Below are 16,924 nucleotides of genomic sequence, written 5' to 3' on the forward strand. Positions count from 1 at the left end.
CCGAAATTGGCGCCCGACATCACCTGCATAGACCCGTATTGGGGTCAGACCAACCTCGGTTCCTGTGGGGAGGCCCCGTCGAAAGGCTCCCTCGCTGATAAGCGGTCTATGAAACGACGGTACCCAGGCCAACAAAGATTTGTACGATTTCGAACAATTCTCCTCCTGAGCCGTTGAGTTCTACCATCGACATGGATGACCTGGGCGTCGGTGACTGAGAGATCCGTGTGCTCCCGCCTACAGGGACAAGGAGCGCCTAGTGCCCCGCTATTTTTTCCACGTCATCGACGGGCGTAACATCATCGACAATGACGGGACGGTGCTTCCCGGCCTGACAGAAGCCCGCGCCGAGGCAATCCGGACGGCCGGTTCCATCCTGCGCGATGAGGGCGACCAGTTCTGGAACGGCACCGAGTGGCAGATGAACGTCACCGATGCATCAGGACAGTCTGTGCTCAAGCTCCGCTTCTCGGCCGACGATCAAGGCATTGCGCCTGACGAAAATTGGAAGTTCTGAACTGACGTTTAGCTCGTTCTCGGCAGACCGACAGAGCTCTTTCGGGCCCTAACCACTCTGAGATCGTCTTCCTCGAGCCGCGTTATCTGGATGAAGTGGTAGCGTCGCTATGGCCAAGCCTCCCAACGCCAGTCATCGTACGAACTGGCTTCTCGCCGCTCTGGAGCCCGAGGATGTTGCGCTCCTTGAGCCCCACCTTGAAACGGTCCATCTGACACAGGGCCAAGTGCTCTATGACACAGGCGGCACTATCAGCCACGCCTACTTCCCCGACGACGCCATCGTGTCGCTCGTGAATGTCATGGAGGATGGCGGCACGGTTGAGGTGGGAGTGTTTGGGTGCGAGGGCCTGCTGAGCGCACTGGTCACTCGCGAGGCCTTCGGACGCTATGTCGTGCAGTTGGCGGGTGCGGCCTCGCGGATCTCATGCGAGCGTCTGGACGAGATGAGGAACGCTCGCCCCAACCTGCGACACCTGCTCATGCGTTACGGCGAGGTTCTGCTCGCCCAGGCCCTTCAGAACGTCTCCTGCAACGCGGTTCATCCGGTTGAATCCCGTTGCTGCCGTTGGATCCTCAGCATGCGCGACCGGGCGGATCAGGATACCTTGCCGCTCACGCATGAGTTTCTGGCTGAAATGCTGGCGGTGCAGCGCTCCAGCGTGAGCATGGTGACCCGCACGCTTCAGACGGCGGGGCTGATCCGGCAGTCCAGAGGCAGCATCACGGTGCTCAACCGGGCTGGCCTCGAAAAGACAGCCTGCGAATGCTACGGCAAGGTCCGACTGATCTATCAGCGCCTGCTCCCAGACGGGGCGCGATAGCAAAGTAACTGTGGCTGTCCCGAGTTTCTTGCAAGAGAGCCTCTGGCACGGGACATTGACTGTCTGATTTCGTATAGCAACAATGAAATCGGTTCGGAGTTGATGGATCGTCCAAAGGAGGCATTTGGCGATGCCCCGGTACTTTCTGCACCTGAAGCACGCTGATCAGTCTGTGATTGAAGACTGGGAGGGTTCGGAATTGGCCAGCCTCGAGGCGGCCCAGGAGGAGGCCATGCGGGGCATTCGGTGTCTGGTGGCCAACGCGATCAAGTTCGGTCGTGACATCGCCGTAGAGGCCATCGTGGTCACGGATCACCAGGGCCGCCACCTGCATTCAGTGTCTGTGAAAGAGGCGCTCCCAGAGCGCGTCTTATATCCGCTAAGCGACGCGGATTTCGCCTAAGGTCCCTTGATGGGATAGTGCTGGCCGTGGGTTTAGGGTGGGCGTACAATCAGCCATCGCCGGCATGAGAGACCAGGCACCGACGGCTGAGAGATGCGTGCGCTCCCGCCTGTAAGGCTAGGATCAGCACATGCCCCGTCATTTCGAACCCTACGCAGGACCCATCGAGGGTCTTTATTTGCCCCAGCTTGCCTGGGACGTGTTCCTTCGAGAGAACATCCAGACAATCACTCAGCTCAGGGCTGTCGCCAGTCAGCTTGAGCAGTTCGAAGGCTTCGGCCCTATAACAGTGCGCGTCATCCGACAAGAGCTCGACCGTGTAGCGGCATCGGGAGAGCAAACATTGGACGACGGACAGCTTTCTGGGTGGGGTGCGTAAGGCTGAGACGACTGTTGCGGAAATCCGGACCGAGCAGAGGGGGCGAAGCTGCCTGACGCCTCTGGCCAGGCGCTAACGCCCTTTCGGGCCTTCCAGTCGAGCTTACCGATTATCAGGCAATGGAGGGGCTTCGAGCGGCTACTTGACCGCCTCTGAGAATGGCAGCGTCAGCACAACCGCGCCAACCTCGTCCGTCACCTCAAACGAGCATCGGAGCCAGTCGGGAATCGCTTTCAGGCGCGCACTCCTCATCAGGTCACGGGCGGTGTCCACGACGTGCTGCCGCAGGTCGTCGGGATCGGTGAGTTCATCGCCCTCATCGTCCCGAGCAAAGCCATCCTCGGATGCCGGATACCGGAGGTGGAGGAAGTAACGCGGCATCTCACGCCTCCGTCTTCATCAGGCGCGAGTACTCCGTTTCCGAGAGACCATAGGCTTCATCGGCCAGTTCCTCCAGCTTCTCCCGGTCAAGCACGGTGATCAATCCCCGTTTCGCCCTGATAACCCGCATGCCTTCGAGCACATGGAGCGCCACCGTCACGCCGGGTCGGCGCACGCCGAGCATCATGGCAATGAACTCATGGGTGAGCGGGATGTCATCGCCGTCGACCCGGTCGTGGCACATCAGAAGCCAACGGGCCAGCCGGGCTTCGATGTCACTGTTGGCGTTGGCAAAGGCCGTCTCGGAGGCCTGAACATGGGACGCCTGCACATAGCGCAGAAGATGGCGGTGCAGAGACCGGCTCTGAGCCATAGCCTGCTCCAAATCATGCGCTGCGATGCGCCAGCCGTGCCCCGGGATCTGCATGAAGTGCTCGTAAGGCGTCTGGTCGATCCCGAGCACAATCGGCAAGCCGATCATGCCCTCCTGCCCGATCACCCCGACCTCGATCTTGCCGCCGGAGCTGTTGTTGGTCACCGACGACATGCCCTGCTCGGGGAAGTAGGCGTGTTCGATGGGCATATTGGGCTCGATCAGAACCTGTCGCAGGGCGAGTGACACTGGCTCCAGATGAGGCTGGAGGCGCGCGAGGTCGTCTGCGGAAAGGGAGGCGAGAAGCCGGTTGCCGATGGGAACCTGCTGAAGCTGCATGGTGTCCTCCCATGTTGGGGCGGGAGAACACGTTCCTCTCAGTCGCTTGCGCCCTGGTTAAACCATGCAAGCGATGGAAGCACTCTACTCCTTCGGGACGGTGAAGGACAGGCCTTTCGCGTTGAGAACGCCGCGTCCCGGAGCTGCATTGTACGATTTCGTACAATTACCCATTCTGCGGCTGCTGGTGGGGAGACGCCGCTCGACGTGCGCTGCCATGCACGGGGAGACATCGTCATGACGACCATGTTCAGCTATCAACCTGTCCCGTTTGCTAAGGGAACGCCCGACCGGGAGAGGCTTCTGCTGTTTTGGGGTGCCGATCTCCTGGCTGGGCTCGTTCGCCCTTCGCCCGAAACGCATGACGACCAGGGAGGCGTCTGGTTCTCAAAGCCGAGTTCGCCGCCTGTGCGGACAGGAGGCCCCCTGTTGCCGCGGAGCCCCGGTTCGCTGAGAAAATATCCAAAGCGCTTGGCCGGACCCGCGCAGACCGAGGATCTGAGGCCGCTGGAATATACGCGGACACTCCCCCATAAGACGTTTGACTGAGACCGTCTTGGGACTTGGCAGGTGATGGATCGGCCCATCAACGCTCGCGGAACCGGATTATGGCGCGGAGGCGACCATCTCCCTCAGGTGGCCCAGAACCAAGCTCTCCTCATAAGGCTTCGCGACGAAGCGGCCGCCCTCCGGGAGTTCCGCCGCGCTCGGCCGGATCCCGCCTGAGACAACCAGGACAAGGACCTCAGGCCAACGCTGGTGGGCGCAACTGATCAGATCAAGCCCGTTCAGGGACCCTGGCATCTGGATGTCGGTGAAGATCACCCGCACGTCGTCTCGCACTTCGAGCCAGGTCAAGGCCTCTTCGGCATTGCCGGTTTCAATCACCTCAAAGCCGGCTTCCTCCAGCACGTCGGACACGAAGAAGCGCAGTAGCGGCTCATCCTCCACCAGGAGAATGACAGGACGGCCATTGGGGCGCTGATTGCTCATTGTACGGGAACGTACAATTTCGCTCCTGGTTGCAGCGCCTCCTCTAAAGAGTAAACAGACATTTTGTACGGAACCGTACAAATCACCAGCCGTTGACGACAAAAGCCGGCGCCACCCGATGCCCCGGAACAGCCAGGGGCACGCTGATGACCGAGCAGGACATCCTCAGCAGGCCGGAGATGGTGTGAAGCCCAATGGCTCCCTTACCAGAGCCTAACGCCAGTCCGGCTCAACAGAGCACCAATCCCGTGCAGCGCCGGTTGCAGCCAGACGCGGAGCTGTAGGCGTCGCCTGTTTCCAAGCCCATGCGGTCGCTGGTCGACGACTGGCCCATGGCCGTTCAGCCGACACCCCCGCAATCTGTGAGCTACCGAAGACGGCTGGAACGAGATCTGAAGGCAGGGAGCGACCCGATGCGACGAAGCTTGGCGAGTGTCATTGCGACAGATAAAGAAGATGACCATCTTCTGGGTGAGTTGCAGCATACCTTGGCCGAACTGGCCGACGTGGAGCTGCGTCATAAGGTCGAACGCGAGAAGATCCAGGCTTGGCCTGGGTCCTTGGCGGATCAGGAGCGCCGGTTCGCCGAGTGCGACCGGCGGTGCCGGTTGGCCCGTGAGCCCTTCCACCACCACTTGGCCAAGCTTCAGCGGCAGATCCTGTTACAGGCATCGCTAGGGCGTTGATCCCGGGCGGATTCTGCCTCTTGCCGCTGGCCCCTCATGAACATCTTTTCCATCTGACTTGAAGGACGCTGTTCCCTGCGCCACCTTCGCTGTGGTCAGGGTTCAACACTGGCGTAGCCGGCTCGGCTGCGCTTTCCGATTTACTGCGGTTCTATGTCTAAGTTCTCCCAATGCTCTGTTCGCAATCGGCTCCTGGCAGCTCTTCCGGCTGACGATTTCGCCCGGATCCGGAACCATCTTGATCCCGTCACCCTGAACCGGAGCGACGTGATCGTTGAGGCCAATGCACCCATTGAGCATGTCTACTTCCTCGAGGCCGGTGTGACCTCCATTGTCACCCGCACGGTTCGCGGGCGTCGGATTGAGATCGGACTGGTCGGACGGGACGGCTTCGCCGGGGTGCCGGTCCTCCTGGGCGCCGACCGGACGCCGCATGAGACCTTCATGCAGGTGGGCGGCTCGGCCCTGCGCATGCGGGCTGAGGCCTTCCATCAGGCCTTGGAGCAGAGCCCTGCTCTACAGAAGCTTCTGTTGCGCTTCGTCCAGGTATTCCACCTTCAGACGGCTCAGACCGCCGCCTGCAACGGGTCTCAGAAGGTAAGCCGGCGATTGGCCCGTTGGCTGCTGATGTGCCACGACCGGCTGGACGGGGATGAACTGCCCCTGACGCATGAGTTCATTGCCGTCATGCTCGCCGTGCGCCGGCCCGGGGTGACAGAGGCCCTTCAGGAGCTCGAGACAGCGGACATCATCCGGACCGAGCGCCGCAACATTGTCGTGCTCGATCGGCGCAAGCTCGAAGAGACCGCCGGAGATGCGTATGGCGTTCCGGAAGCCGAGTACGAACGTCTGATCGGCCCATTCCGCTAGCGCTCACGAGGGTGCGTAAGGCCGATGTCGGATTTGCCGTGGGTCTGCTGTCTCACCCAAGCAGCGACCTCCTCATGGCTCAGGAACAGCAGCCCTGTGTCCTGGCGGTAGCCGAACCCTGCTTCAGGTGCCAGCGGCCTCTCTGCCCTTGATCATGGATTGCACCGTCAACCCGGGACAACACGGCCACGAGCTGCCTATCGAACAGGACCAGCAGTTCCTGCGTGCCATGGCCGTCGATCAGGATCGGAAGAATTTGAAAAGAAATGCTTTGGGTCACAACGCCCTCGTTGGTTGGGGCGTGAGCGCATGGTCCAGCGGCGGACACCCTAAGAGGAGCTGCCTTTGTACGGTATCGGACGGTTCTCACTTTGGCAGCGTAGCGGCCTCAACGTTTAGCCGGATCAGGATTACAGATAGAGGTGAGTCCGGATCGAATGTACAGTTCCGACCTGATGCTCTTGGACTGTGCCCCATGAACCTTGCTTACGAACCGCACCCTCTGATCCGCAGGCTGGAGAGCATCACCGATCTATCCCAGTCGGAAAAGGACGCTCTTCTCCATCTGCCCTTGATGCTCCGCGAGTTTGCTGCCGATCAGGTGATTGTGCGCGAGGGTGATCACCCGTCCGAGTCCTGCCTCGTCATCAGCGGCATGGCATTTCGCTTCAAGATGACCGAAGACGGCAAGCGACAGATCATGTCCTTCCATATCGCCGGCGAGATCCCGGACCTCCAGAGCCTTCATCTGCGAACGATGGACCATGGACTGAGTACGCTTACTCCCTGCAAGCTTGCCTTCATTTCCCATCGGAGCCTACGTAGTCTGTTCCAGCAGCACCCGCGCCTCTCCGAGGTGTTCTGGCGCGAAACGCTGATCGACGCGGCGATCTTCCGCGAATGGGTGGTCAATGTCGGGCGACGTCCGGCGCCGGCCCGAATGGCGCATCTACTATGCGAGCTCTTCCTGCGCCACAAAGCTGTTGGGCTGGTGACGGACCACGCATTCGAGTTTCCAATCACCCAGAGCGAAATGGCCGACGCCCTGGGGCTCTCGAACGTCCATGTGAACCGCACGCTGCAAGAGCTGCGGGCACGAGGGCTGATTGGCGAGCAGGGGCACCTCTTGAAAATCCTGGACTGGGAGGGGCTCAAGCAAGCGGGCGAGTTCGATCCTACCTACCTGCACCAGGAACCCGGCGATGAAGCCGCCTAAGGCTCGCCTGCCCTTACTTGGTCATGGAGGCGGTCACTCAATCTCGCGTGGATCTCGCCTGGAATGGCTGCCACCTGACACTTCAGGATTCGGGATGAGACGCTCATACTCTGCTTCCGGCACGCCGTAGCTGTCGCCAGCCGTCTCCTCCAACCGCTCGCGGTCAAGGATGGTGATGTGAGAGCGCCGCGCCCTGATCATGCCGGTCCCTTCCAGCAGATGGATCGCTTCGGTGACGCCAGGGCGGCGGACCGCCAGCATGAGGGACAGAAACTCATGCGTGAGCGCCAACTCGTTGCCGTCGACACGGTCGTGGCACATGAGAAGCCAGCGGGCGAGCCGCTCGCTCAAGACGCTGTCGCCGTTCGACATTGCGGTGGCGGCGGTCTGCACCGTCACCACATAGATGTAGCGCAAGAGTAGATCATGCAGGGTCCGGCTCGCCTCCAGAGCCCGGATCAAGTGCGGGGTGGCAATGCGGTAGCCTCCTCCCTCCATCTGGAAGAAGCTCTGGTGAGGCGTGCGGTCAACGCCCAGGACAATGGACGGGCCAACGAGCCCTTCCCAGCCGACAATGGCGATCTCAACCGGACGGTGGTCTGAGTTGAGAGCCACCACCGAGGCTACCCCGCTCTCGGCAAAGTAGACGTACTCGATGGGCTGGTTGGGCTCGATCAGGACCTTGCCCTTGGGCAGCGCAACTGGTTCCAGGTACGGCCCGACCAGCGCAAAGTCCTCTGGGGCCAAGGCCCGGAGCAGTTGATTGCGCAGGGAGGACTGATCGGGTTGAACCACGGCTGCCACACAGGAACGGGGCGGAAGGTCATTGGTCCCTCGGCTGCTATTGCCCCACTGATCGGTCAAGCAGTTGAGAATGCCCTAAGCGGGGATAGGGAGTGCAGTCACGCGAATAAGCGCCTCTGGCGCCGCTCTGTACGGTTTCATACGATGGCCGCTGAAGGTCCGGAACGGGTCAGGAGCCGAGATTCCCTGCGCTTCTGGAACGTCCGCTTTTCAGATCCTAAGCCGACCTTCGATGCGCTTATGCCTCGTGCCGGCCACGCGACTTCCGTTGGTAGATTGGCCGAGGCAAGTTTCACCGCAGTCCAATGATGAGGCTTGCCAATGCCATAACTCTCAGCCTCAGAATTGGCCGGGCCTACTGGATCTCATCTGCTATCCTGCCACGATTATGGGCACGAAGTGCGTTTAGCCTCCACCGTTCAAGAGCGGGAGGAGTGCGGAGGAGTGCGATTTCTGCGGGCATCTTCGCGATCTGATCAGGCGTCGGATCCTCGAAGTAGAGGGCATACTTGATATCGCCGAGATCGCCCAGCTTGCCAGACCATCATACGTCATCGCTCATGCTCGCCTTACCATGGCAGAACGATTCAGCAGGTCGCGCTGGCCTTGCCTTCAGCAATGTCCTGCTTGGTCACGCCGCAGGCCTCGCAGGTGTTCGTGTGCCAATTCCAGCGATGGCCGGCTATGCCACCTCTCCGTCAATCGTTGGCGGCTGCGAGGGCGGCTGCGGCGATGGCGTCGAGACACCGGCCATGCCCCCAAGGCCTGCGCTGTTGGCGAGCTGGGCGATCTTTGAGCCCATCTGAGCCAGGGAATCGGTCAGCTCACGACGGCGGCGCAGTTCGGCCTCGTCGACCCTGTTGCCTTCGGCTTGCGTCCTGTAGTCGAAGCCATGGGCGCGGCGCTCACCTTCCTGGGCCGTCATCATCGAGCGGGCATCGGCCTCGAAGATCGCCATCAGCTTGTGCGCCAGCGTGATGCGCTTGGTCAGGGACAGCGCCTCGGCCTTCTCGATCATGTCGCCGTTCTCGTCCAGGACGTCCCGATTGGAGACGAACCGCATCGGCTCGCCGCGCAGCATGCGGAAGGCGTCCTGGCGCAGCTCGTAGATGTCGCTCCACTGCCCCTGATGCTGCAGGATCAGGGTTGCCCGGTCGCATGCGACATGCACGACTCTCGCGTTTTCGGTTGCAGTGCGAGGATCGCCCTCGGCCTTCCCGCGCCTGACGACAGTCAGCGCCTCGCGGATGATCGGATTTTTGACCCATCCATAACGCCTGGCGGCATTGTCGATAGCCTTGCGGGAAACATTGTATTTCAGGGACAGTGAAGAGACGGAAGAGCCCGCAGACCATTCCTCGCCGAGCTTCTGCCATTGCTCCGCTGTGAATTTCGCCTTTGCCATTGCGTATACCGCTCAGTCTTTGCGATCGACATTCCCAGGTCGCAGGTGCGCATATCTACTGCGACGTGCGACTGGAGCGGAAGAGACAAATTCTGCCATGGGGCGCATTATTAACTTGAGGATCAAATGGCAGCGAGGGATTCGAACTCCCGATACGGTTGCTCATTCTCCGAGCGAGACGGTATCCGCAAACGCTATTGTCAATAATACTCACGAATGTAACCGTACGCTTTTTCGAACAGGTCCGCATCCTGATGCATCTTATAGCGGAAAAGCGTATGGCGCAGCGCCTTCTTGACCTCGCGCTCGCCGGCATGCGTGGTCTGCCAGCCATCAAACCTCACCGCGCGCACGATCTCGTCGATGTCGTCCACCACCCGCTTCACCATCACAGGCGTATCGCCGTTCCGAGCCTCCTCGAAAAGTGCAGTCAACGCCGCTTTGCCGCGGTCGATGTCTTCTTCCTCTGGTGTTTCGCGTTCGGTCTTCACCACGTCCTTTGCCAGTGCCAGAAGCTCTTTCAGGAAGTCGATTGATAGCAGCAAGCCCTGCTGATGCCGGTTCTTCAGGTCCTCTAAGCGCTCGCCTAATGCTTTGAACTTCGGATTTCCCGCGTGTTTCCGCAGGCGGCCCGCCAGCTTGACGGAGATTTCCTTGGCCTTCTTTTCCGGGTCTGGGTTGACGAGGACTGCTTCGAGCAGATCGGCATCAAGCACCAACGTGTCGAGGTCGTCACGGACTGCGTCGACATGGACGTTCTCGTGGATCAGTTCGATGGTCTTGGCGCCCAGCCGGTGCCAAAGCAGCCGACCTGTGCCGCTGGAGGGTTTCAAGGACTCATAGACCTGCGCCAGCCAGCGATAATCGGTCTCGTACTGCGTCAACACCGGATCAGGCGACAGCGCCTCCCAGATCCGGGCCAGCACGCTGAAATCGGCCGCGAAGGCGTCGCGTAGGTCGTTGTTCGGAATGCACTCCTGCGCGGCGATCAGCCCTTCGTACCCGGTCAAGCTGCGGTCCACGCCCGCGAAATAGGCGAGGCACTTCTGCAAAGCGGTCGGGAGGGCGTTGATCAGCTCGGCAATGTTCGACACCGCCTTCTGCACGCCCTCCTCATCGAACTTCAGCGCCTGCGCGACATCGTCGAAGATGCCGAGGTAGTCAACGATCAAACCATGCGTCTTCTGTTCGCCATAGGGGCGGTTCGTCCGGCAGATGGCCTGCAGCAGCGTGTGGTCGCGCAGCGGCTTGTCGAGGTACATTGTCTGCAGGATCGGCGCGTCGAAGCCAGTCAACAGCTTGGACGTGACGATGATGATCTTCAACGGGTCCTTGGGATCGCGGAAGCGGTCGAGGAGCTTTTCCTCAGCATCCCGGTCGCGCTTGTAGGGCGCGTACTCCGGCTCGCCGCTGTTTACCGAGATCACAATATCCGATACTTCGGGAGGCAGGTGCCGATCGAACTCTTGCTTATAAAGCAGGCAGCTCTCGCGGTCGAAGGTCACCACCTGCGCGCCGAAGCCGTTCGGGGCAACCTTCTCTTGGAAATGCTTGGCGATGTCGCTGCAGATGGCGCGGACGCGCGCGGGTGCCTTAACAAGGATCGACATCTTGGCCGCGGCTTTGCCCAGCCGATCCTTGTCCTCGTCGGTCAGGCCCTGCGTCAGTTCGGCATACGCTTCCGCGATGGCCTTCTGGTCAATGTGCAGGTCCACCAGACGCGGCTCGAAATGCAGTTCTTTTGTAGCGCCGTCGCGGATCGAGTCGTTCAGGCCGTAGCGGCTCATGTAGCCGCCCTCGTCCGTGTCGGCGCCGAAGGCGTAGAAGGTGTTCTTGTCGGCACGGTTGATCGGTGTGCCGGTCAGGCCGAACAGGAACGCGTTCGGCAGCGCCTCCCGCATCTTGCGGCCCAGATCGCCTTCCTGCGTGCGGTGCGCTTCGTCCACCAGCACGATGATGTTGTCGCGGTCGTTCAGCACCCCGTCGGCCTCGGCGAACTTGTGAATCGTGGTGATCACCACCTTGCGCGCGTCCTTGCCCAGGAGGTCAGCCAGTTCCTTGCGGCTTTCCGTGCGCACCATGTTGGGCATGTCGGCGGCGTAGAAGGTGCCGGAGATCTGGCTGTCGAGGTCGATCCGGTCGACCACGATCAGCACCGTGGGGTTCTTCAGCGCCGGGTGCAGCCGCAGCTTGCGCGCGGCGAACAGCATCAGAAGGGACTTGCCCGACCCCTGGAAATGCCAGATCAGCCCCTTGCGCGGCTGGCCCGCCACCACGCGCGCCACGATCTTATTGACGCCGTCCACCTGCTGATAGCGGGCAATGATTTTGATGCGATGCTTGCCTTTCTGCGTCGCGAAGGCCGTGAAGCTGCCGAGCAGGTCGACCACCATCGCCGGTCGCAGCATCGAGGCGGCCGCCTTTTCCACCGCACCGAGCCCCTGCGGCCCGTCGCCATCGCGCCAGGGGCCCCACATGTCGACTGGCATCCGGACCGAGCCGTAGCGAAACTCTTTGCCCTCGGTGGCCACTGAAAAGACGTTGGGAACGAACAGCTCTGGCACATTCCTCTCATAGTCGTCGTGCACCTGCAGCGCGGCGTCAAGCCAACTCTGACTGGACCGTACCGGCGTCTTAGCCTCGATCAGGACCAGCGGAATGCCGTTGACCAGCAGAACCAGATCGGCCCGCTTCTCGGTTTTCCCGGCTCGAATTGTGAACTGCTGGGTGACGGCGAAGCTGTTCTTCTCGATACCCTCGAAGTCGATTAGGCGGATGGTGACGTGTTCACCGTTCGCCCCGAAGGGCATGGAGCGTTCGCCCAGCAGCCACGCCGCAAATTCCTCGTTCGCCTTCACAAGCCCGTCCGACCGCGCACCCATGACGATGGCGCGCAGGCGGTAGAGGACGTCATCGGCCCAGCCGGGGCTCGCGGCGATCTCGGGGTTCAGGCGGATCAGGGCGTCGCGCAGATAGGGTTCGACCAGCACCTCCTGCGGCTGGCGGGGAAGGTCGGCAGGGGCGACAAAGTGCCAGCCGAGGCCAGCGATCTTGCCTCCCATGCGGGCGAAACCTGGCGAGAGGTGCGACGGGCGGGTCGAGGCGGGGCCAGCGAGAAGGTCGCGCAGATGGGCTTCGACAGTATTGGACTCGTTGAATTTCATTTCCAGCACGCCCCCAACACCTTGTCAGAAATCTTCCGATAGACGTCTTGGAAGCTATCGCGCCGTCTTTCTGCTAAGATGCGCTGGCTTTCGAGCGCGGCTATCTCGGCAACAATTTCCTTTTGTTCGTCGATGCACGGAACCCAGATCGGGAAATCAGATACCAGCTTCGTGTTCAATGCCTGTTGGTTTGTGCCGTGGCTCCAGTGGCGAAGCGGCTCGTAGCAGGACTCGAGCTGATAAAAGAGGAACTCCGGAACAACGGATTCACCCGGTGAGACCGCGGCAAAATTCTGGTTGATCGTCGCGTCAATCCTCAGCAGTGCTACCTTTCCTCGCGTCGTTCCTTCGCCGATCATCGCCACAAGGATCGAGCCAGCCGGGATCATTCGTAGAGAGGATTTTCGCAAGGCGAGGTCAGTTATGCACTCATCGGCGGATTCAATGTAACGTTCATTAACCTTTCCCGTCGGCAGCCACGGGACATTGCCTTTCCAGAAGTCCGGGTTCTTACGACTGGGCGTCGTTCCATTTCGGACTGTTGCAACCTCGCCAATGCGCGTTCTTGCGCTCTCTTCCCGCTGTTCAATGAACAGACTCTTGCAAAGCGAACGCATTGCCATCGCCGCAGAATCAGCGACACTCCTGAGGCCATCCTGAACCTCATTCGCCGCCACAAGCGCCTCCAACAGGCGCGCCTGCTCCTGAATGGGCGGTAGGAGGAACTTGAAGCTGGCAAGGCTGGTCCAGTTGGTGCGCGGCGACAGCGACCCTGCCGAGGTGCCGACAGCATGATCAAAGAAGGCGTCTGTCTGGCATAGGAACGGCAGTAACTCAGGGATTAGCCGGTCATTCGCGGGCTCCAGCACATAAATGTCCCCTGAACAGACCCCTTCGAAATCCGCCACCGCCACCTTGCGCTGATAGGCGCGGCGCTTGCCGAACAAAACCTGCCCCTGCTTGAACAGAGTCGTGAAAGTCGTGCCATCGGCCACATCACCCCAGCGGCGGATGCGCAGATCGCCCGGCTCGATATGCTCCAGCCCGACAACACGTTCGATGCCGGCTGCCTCCGGGTCGGCCACGCGCGCTTTCGACAGGCGCACCACGTCGCCAAACGCCACACGCGACCACCCCGCCCTGGATATCGGTCGTTCAAGCATCGGCGTCCTCCACGGGCATCAGGCCATCGAGCATGTCCACCAGAGCATCCATGCCCGACCAGAAGTCGCGTCCTTCCTCGTCAAACTTCGTCCAGGTTGCCGCCAGCGTCGCGTCCCCGCCCGCCAGTGCCACCTTAGGTCGCTTCACATAGCGCGCAATCGACAGGTTGCCGTCAGCCGCCAGCACATCGGCCACCCGCGCCACCGCGGCAAATCCCGGCTCATCCGTAAAGGCGCGATAGGCCGACAGGATCCGCGCCTGATGCTCAGGGCGCAGGAAGCTCTGCGCCCGTTCGCGGGCGATCTCGGCCAGCGCATCGATGAATAGGATGCGCTCGGCCCGCGCCGCGGGTTTCCGCGACCGGCAGATCACTACGCAAGCTTCCATCGGGGAGTTGTAGAATAGCCCTGGACCGAGCCCCAGCACGCATTCCAGCAGATCGGCCTCAACCAGCTTGCGCCGCATCTCGGCCTCTTCGTTGCGGAACAGCACGCCATGTGGGAACAGGATCGCGCAACGCCCGGTCTTCGGGTCCATCGACGACAGGATATGCTGGAAGAAAGCGTAATCCGCCCGACCCTGCGGCGGGGTACCCAGGAAGTTGCGGCCCCACGGATCCTTCTCCCATGCGCCGCGGTTCCATTTCTTGATGGAATAGGGAGGATTGGCGAGGATCACGTCGAAGGTGCGCAGCCGGTCACCCTTCACGAAGGCGGGCGTGGCCAAGGTGTTGCCACTGGCAATGTGGAAATCGTCCACGCCATGGATGACCAGGTTCATCCGCGCGATGGCTGCGGTGATGGTGATCAACTCCTGTCCATAAAGGCCGGTGGTGCGCGTGTCGCCGCCGCGCCGCTTCACCTCGGCCAAGCAGGAAACCAGCATGCCGCCGGTGCCGCAGGTCGGATCATAGATACTCTCGCCCGGTTGGGGTTCCAGCATCTGCGTCATTAGGTGGACGAGTGTGCGGTTGGTGTAGAACTCTTGCGCAGTGTGGCCGCTGTCGTCGGCGAACTTCTTAATGAGGTATTCGTAGCCGTTCCCAAGCTCGTCCTCAGGCACGGCGGCAAGGGTGAGGTCGTGCTTGGAGAAATGCTCGATCAGATTCTTCAGCGTGCTGTCGGGCATCTGGGCCTTGTCGGTCCAGTTCGCATTGCCGAATACGCCCTGAAGGCGTTTTGGGTTCGCCGCCTCAATGGCAAGGAATGCCGAAAGCAGCGCCCGACCGACATCGCGCGGCGCGGCGCGCACGTCGTTCCAGTGCGCGCCTTCGGGGATTACGAAGCGGTCATTTGCCGTAGCGGTGGCATAGCCTTCGTCGCCCGTTTCATCGAGCGCCTGTTGGTAGTCTTCGTCCCACACATTGGACAGGCGCTTGAAGAACATCAGCGGGAAGATGTACTGCTTGTAGTCGCTGGCATCAATGAGTCCGCGCAGCAGGGTGGCCGCGCCCCAGAGATAGTTTTCAAGTTCGCGTTGTGTCAGCCTGCTCATTGCAGCCACCCCCCTTCGACCAGCACCTTGCGCAGGTGATCCTCGGCCGCTCGGGCATCTGCCAGCGCGGTCTTGAACGCTTCCACGGCCTCGGGCAGCGGCGGGATGTCCTGCCCGATGGGCGGCAGGACGTAGCGCGAGATGTTCAGCGTCCAGCCTTCCTTCTTAATCTCGTCCAGCGTGGCGACCTTGGCGCGATCCTCGACATCCTCGAAGGCGCGATACCACGCGACGATCTGGTCACTGTGCTCCTGTTCGAGGAAGTTCTGCGCCCGACCTTTGCGGAACAGGCTGGAGGCGTCGATGATCAGGACCTTGTCCTTGCGGGCTTCGGGCTTCTTGCGGCGCAGCACCATCACGCAGCCTGCCAGCTGCGTGCCGTAGAACAGGTTCGGTGCGAGGCCGATAACTGCCTCGACCATATCCTTTTCTAGCAGGGCCTGCCGGATCGCCCCCTCGGCCGACTTCCGGAACAGCGCACCCTGCGGCAGGACAACCGCCATGCGGCTGTTTCCGGTAGACCCCATTGAGGCGATCATGTGCTGGACGAAGGCGTAGTCGCCGTAGTTCTCGGGCGGGAGGCCGTATTGAGCGCGGCCCCATGGATCTGCCTCCCAGAGATCGCGTCCCCATTCCTTGAGCGAGAAAGGCGGATTCGCGATCACGCAATCAAAGGTGGCGAGGCCGCCTGTGCTGGAATCCGTAAAGGCCGGGTTGCGCAGGGTGTCCTCACGGGCAACCTGGAAATCCTCAATCCCGTGTAGGACGAGGTTCATCCGCGCGATTGCGGCCGTCGTTAGGTTTTTCTCTTGACCATAGATCTTGCCGTAGAAGGTTCGCGGATCGCCGCCCCTGCGGACAACGTGCTCGATCGCTCCAAGCAGCATGCCACCTGTGCCGCAGGCTGGATCGTAAATACTCTCGCTTTCCTGGGGGTCGAGGATCTCGACCATCATCCGCACTACACTGCGCGGGGTATAAAACTCACCTGCCTTATTTCGGCGTGTCACGTCGGCGAACTTGCCGACCAGATACTCATAGGCGTCGCCGAGTACGTCGGTGCTAACTGCCTGGTTGCCGAGCTGGACCTCTGAGAACCCCTCGATCAGATCTTTCAGCAACTCGTCGGAGAACTTTTCCTTGTTGCCCCAATCAGCAGACCCGAAGACGCGGAACAGCGTGTCGGGATTGGCCCGCTCGATCTCCTGCATAGCCTTTTGCAGTGCGGCACCAACGTTGGCCGGGACTTCCCTAACGTCGCTCCAGTGACAGCCGTCAGGAAGCACGAAGCGGTGCACCTCCGGAAAGAGGGCCGGGTCAGCTTCACCGAAAATCTCGCGAGCCTCGGCCGTCTCCTCGTCCCAAACATCCGAGATTCGTTTGAAGAAGAGCAATGGAAGGATATAGCCCTTCCAATCCGTTCGATCGACAGCAGACCCGCGCAGCGTGTTCGCAGCGTCCCAAAGGGCAGATCTCAACTCTCGTCCATCTTCGAGCGTGACTACCTGGTTCGACACCCCGTTCTGAGGCTGCTCCACTTCGATAGCGAGTTCGTCTCGTTTAGCGCTTACTCGGCGATCTGCACTGGCGGCCGCTGCGCCTTGTCGCTTAACCCCGGTGTCGGTATTCGCCTCCTCCTCGCTCCACATGGATGGCGCCTCGGTCATGGCCAGCACCACAGAGCCACCACGCCCGCGCCCGTTTCGGACGACACCGCTGTCCACGAGCGCCTGCTTCACAGCGCTATAGGCGCTCTCGTCCCAGCCGAGTACCTCGCGGAGCTTGCCGCTACTGGACGACCCGCCCATTCCGAATAGCGCATTTACAAACGCTCGGCGCTGAGCTTCGCTATCCATGCCTGAAAGCCCCTATATAACATTCATAATACGGCGATTTGTTGGCCGCCAAGGTTT

Annotated in this window: 16 protein-coding genes; 7 read left to right on the top strand and 9 right to left on the bottom strand. The window is 61.1% G+C overall.

Annotated features, from left to right (window positions below; genetic code table 11):
- Positions 1-259 precede the first annotated feature (259 nt).
- The 4 genes from OC446_RS00520 to OC446_RS00535 all read left to right on the top strand — a co-directional run bounded on the left by OC446_RS00520 (position 260) and on the right by OC446_RS00535 (position 2,122).
- On the top strand, positions 260-517 hold the full coding sequence (locus OC446_RS00520) for a DUF6894 family protein (RefSeq protein WP_262027083.1): 258 nt from the start codon (positions 260-262) through the stop codon (positions 515-517).
- 109 nt (positions 518-626) lie between these two features.
- Positions 627-1,340, top strand: a complete 714-nt coding sequence (locus OC446_RS00525; protein WP_262027084.1) for a Crp/Fnr family transcriptional regulator — start codon at positions 627-629, stop codon at positions 1,338-1,340.
- Between the two features lie 130 nt (positions 1,341-1,470).
- On the top strand, positions 1,471-1,743 hold the full coding sequence (locus tag OC446_RS00530) for a DUF6894 family protein (RefSeq protein ID WP_262027085.1): 273 nt from the start codon (positions 1,471-1,473) through the stop codon (positions 1,741-1,743).
- A gap of 130 nt (positions 1,744-1,873) precedes the next feature.
- Entirely contained in the window at positions 1,874-2,122 is a 249-nt protein-coding gene (locus tag OC446_RS00535) for a hypothetical protein (RefSeq protein WP_262027086.1), read from the top strand.
- A 138-nt stretch (positions 2,123-2,260) separates the two neighbouring features.
- Here OC446_RS00535 and OC446_RS00540 read toward each other — a convergent pair whose 3' ends face one another.
- The 3 genes from OC446_RS00540 to OC446_RS00550 form a co-directional block, all read right to left on the bottom strand.
- On the bottom strand, positions 2,261-2,503 hold the full coding sequence (locus tag OC446_RS00540; protein WP_262027087.1) for a DUF6894 family protein: 243 nt from the start codon (positions 2,501-2,503) through the stop codon (positions 2,261-2,263).
- Between the two features lies 1 nt (position 2,504).
- Positions 2,505-3,215, bottom strand: coding sequence for a Crp/Fnr family transcriptional regulator (locus OC446_RS00545; RefSeq protein ID WP_262027088.1), 711 nt, complete (start codon positions 3,213-3,215; stop codon positions 2,505-2,507).
- 606 nt (positions 3,216-3,821) lie between these two features.
- Positions 3,822-4,208 (bottom strand): response regulator, encoded by a 387-nt coding sequence (locus OC446_RS00550; protein WP_262027089.1) that lies wholly within the window; start codon positions 4,206-4,208, stop codon positions 3,822-3,824.
- Between the two features lie 413 nt (positions 4,209-4,621).
- On the opposite strand from OC446_RS00550, the gene OC446_RS00555 reads away from it, so the two are divergent.
- The 3 genes from OC446_RS00555 (at position 4,622) to OC446_RS00565 (ending at position 6,980) form a co-directional block, all read left to right on the top strand.
- Complete coding sequence (locus tag OC446_RS00555) at positions 4,622-4,894, top strand: hypothetical protein (RefSeq protein WP_262027090.1); 273 nt, start codon at positions 4,622-4,624, stop codon at positions 4,892-4,894.
- 153 nt (positions 4,895-5,047) lie between these two features.
- Positions 5,048-5,764: a Crp/Fnr family transcriptional regulator gene (locus OC446_RS00560; protein WP_262027091.1), complete on the top strand. Its 717-nt coding sequence runs from the start codon at positions 5,048-5,050 to the stop codon at positions 5,762-5,764.
- A 154-nt stretch (positions 5,765-5,918) separates the two neighbouring features.
- Positions 5,919-6,980: a Crp/Fnr family transcriptional regulator gene (locus tag OC446_RS00565; protein WP_315986470.1), complete on the top strand. Its 1,062-nt coding sequence runs from the start codon at positions 5,919-5,921 to the stop codon at positions 6,978-6,980.
- A 33-nt stretch (positions 6,981-7,013) separates the two neighbouring features.
- Here the strand turns inward: OC446_RS00565 and OC446_RS00570 are convergent, their stop codons facing one another.
- The 6 genes from OC446_RS00570 to OC446_RS00595 all read right to left on the bottom strand — a co-directional run bounded on the left by OC446_RS00570 (position 7,014) and on the right by OC446_RS00595 (position 16,867).
- A complete protein-coding gene (locus OC446_RS00570; protein ID WP_262027092.1) occupies positions 7,014-7,775 on the bottom strand; it encodes a Crp/Fnr family transcriptional regulator in 762 nt (253 codons plus the stop codon).
- 691 nt (positions 7,776-8,466) lie between these two features.
- Positions 8,467-9,189, bottom strand: a complete 723-nt coding sequence (locus tag OC446_RS00575; protein WP_262027093.1) for a hypothetical protein — start codon at positions 9,187-9,189, stop codon at positions 8,467-8,469.
- Positions 9,190-9,389: 200 nt separating this feature from the next.
- The gene (locus tag OC446_RS00580) at positions 9,390-12,353 is read right to left on the bottom strand and encodes a type I restriction endonuclease subunit R (protein ID WP_262027245.1); all 2,964 of its coding nucleotides are present in this window, start codon (positions 12,351-12,353) and stop codon (positions 9,390-9,392) included.
- Positions 12,350-13,516: a restriction endonuclease subunit S gene (locus OC446_RS00585; protein WP_262027094.1), complete on the bottom strand. Its 1,167-nt coding sequence runs from the start codon at positions 13,514-13,516 to the stop codon at positions 12,350-12,352. Before OC446_RS00585 ends, OC446_RS00580 begins: the two co-directional genes overlap by 4 nt.
- A complete protein-coding gene (locus OC446_RS00590; RefSeq protein WP_262027095.1) occupies positions 13,509-15,011 on the bottom strand; it encodes a class I SAM-dependent DNA methyltransferase in 1,503 nt (500 codons plus the stop codon). Before OC446_RS00590 ends, OC446_RS00585 begins: the two co-directional genes overlap by 8 nt.
- Entirely contained in the window at positions 15,008-16,867 is a 1,860-nt protein-coding gene (locus OC446_RS00595) for a type I restriction-modification system subunit M (RefSeq protein WP_262027096.1), read from the bottom strand. The genes OC446_RS00590 and OC446_RS00595 overlap by 4 nt, the downstream gene beginning before the upstream one ends.
- Positions 16,868-16,924: the final 57 nt, after the last annotated feature.

The sequence above is a fragment of the Microvirga sp. Mcv34 genome (genome assembly GCF_024519725.1).
Classification (GTDB): domain Bacteria; phylum Pseudomonadota; class Alphaproteobacteria; order Rhizobiales; family Beijerinckiaceae; genus Microvirga.

What these genes read in the sequence shown, in the direction of transcription:
- OC446_RS00535 (WP_262027086.1), top strand. Translation starts at nt 1,874, where the DNA reads ATGCCCCGTCATTTCGAACCCTACGCAGGACCCATCGAGGGTCTTTAT.
- OC446_RS00525 (WP_262027084.1), top strand. Translation starts at nt 627, where the DNA reads ATGGCCAAGCCTCCCAACGCCAGTCATCGTACGAACTGGCTTCTCGCC.
- OC446_RS00555 (WP_262027090.1), top strand. Translation starts at nt 4,622, where the DNA reads ATGCGACGAAGCTTGGCGAGTGTCATTGCGACAGATAAAGAAGATGAC.
- OC446_RS00530 (WP_262027085.1), top strand. Translation starts at nt 1,471, where the DNA reads ATGCCCCGGTACTTTCTGCACCTGAAGCACGCTGATCAGTCTGTGATT.
- OC446_RS00580 (WP_262027245.1), bottom strand. Translation starts at nt 12,353, where the DNA reads ATGAAATTCAACGAGTCCAATACTGTCGAAGCCCATCTGCGCGACCTT.
- OC446_RS00550 (WP_262027089.1), bottom strand. Translation starts at nt 4,208, where the DNA reads ATGAGCAATCAGCGCCCCAATGGCCGTCCTGTCATTCTCCTGGTGGAG.
- OC446_RS00565 (WP_315986470.1), top strand. Translation starts at nt 5,919, where the DNA reads ATGGATTGCACCGTCAACCCGGGACAACACGGCCACGAGCTGCCTATC.
- OC446_RS00585 (WP_262027094.1), bottom strand. Translation starts at nt 13,516, where the DNA reads ATGCTTGAACGACCGATATCCAGGGCGGGGTGGTCGCGTGTGGCGTTT.
- OC446_RS00545 (WP_262027088.1), bottom strand. Translation starts at nt 3,215, where the DNA reads ATGCAGCTTCAGCAGGTTCCCATCGGCAACCGGCTTCTCGCCTCCCTT.
- OC446_RS00575 (WP_262027093.1), bottom strand. Translation starts at nt 9,189, where the DNA reads ATGGCAAAGGCGAAATTCACAGCGGAGCAATGGCAGAAGCTCGGCGAG.
- OC446_RS00595 (WP_262027096.1), bottom strand. Translation starts at nt 16,867, where the DNA reads ATGGATAGCGAAGCTCAGCGCCGAGCGTTTGTAAATGCGCTATTCGGA.
- OC446_RS00590 (WP_262027095.1), bottom strand. Translation starts at nt 15,011, where the DNA reads ATGAGCAGGCTGACACAACGCGAACTTGAAAACTATCTCTGGGGCGCG.
- OC446_RS00560 (WP_262027091.1), top strand. Translation starts at nt 5,048, where the DNA reads ATGTCTAAGTTCTCCCAATGCTCTGTTCGCAATCGGCTCCTGGCAGCT.
- OC446_RS00540 (WP_262027087.1), bottom strand. Translation starts at nt 2,503, where the DNA reads ATGCCGCGTTACTTCCTCCACCTCCGGTATCCGGCATCCGAGGATGGC.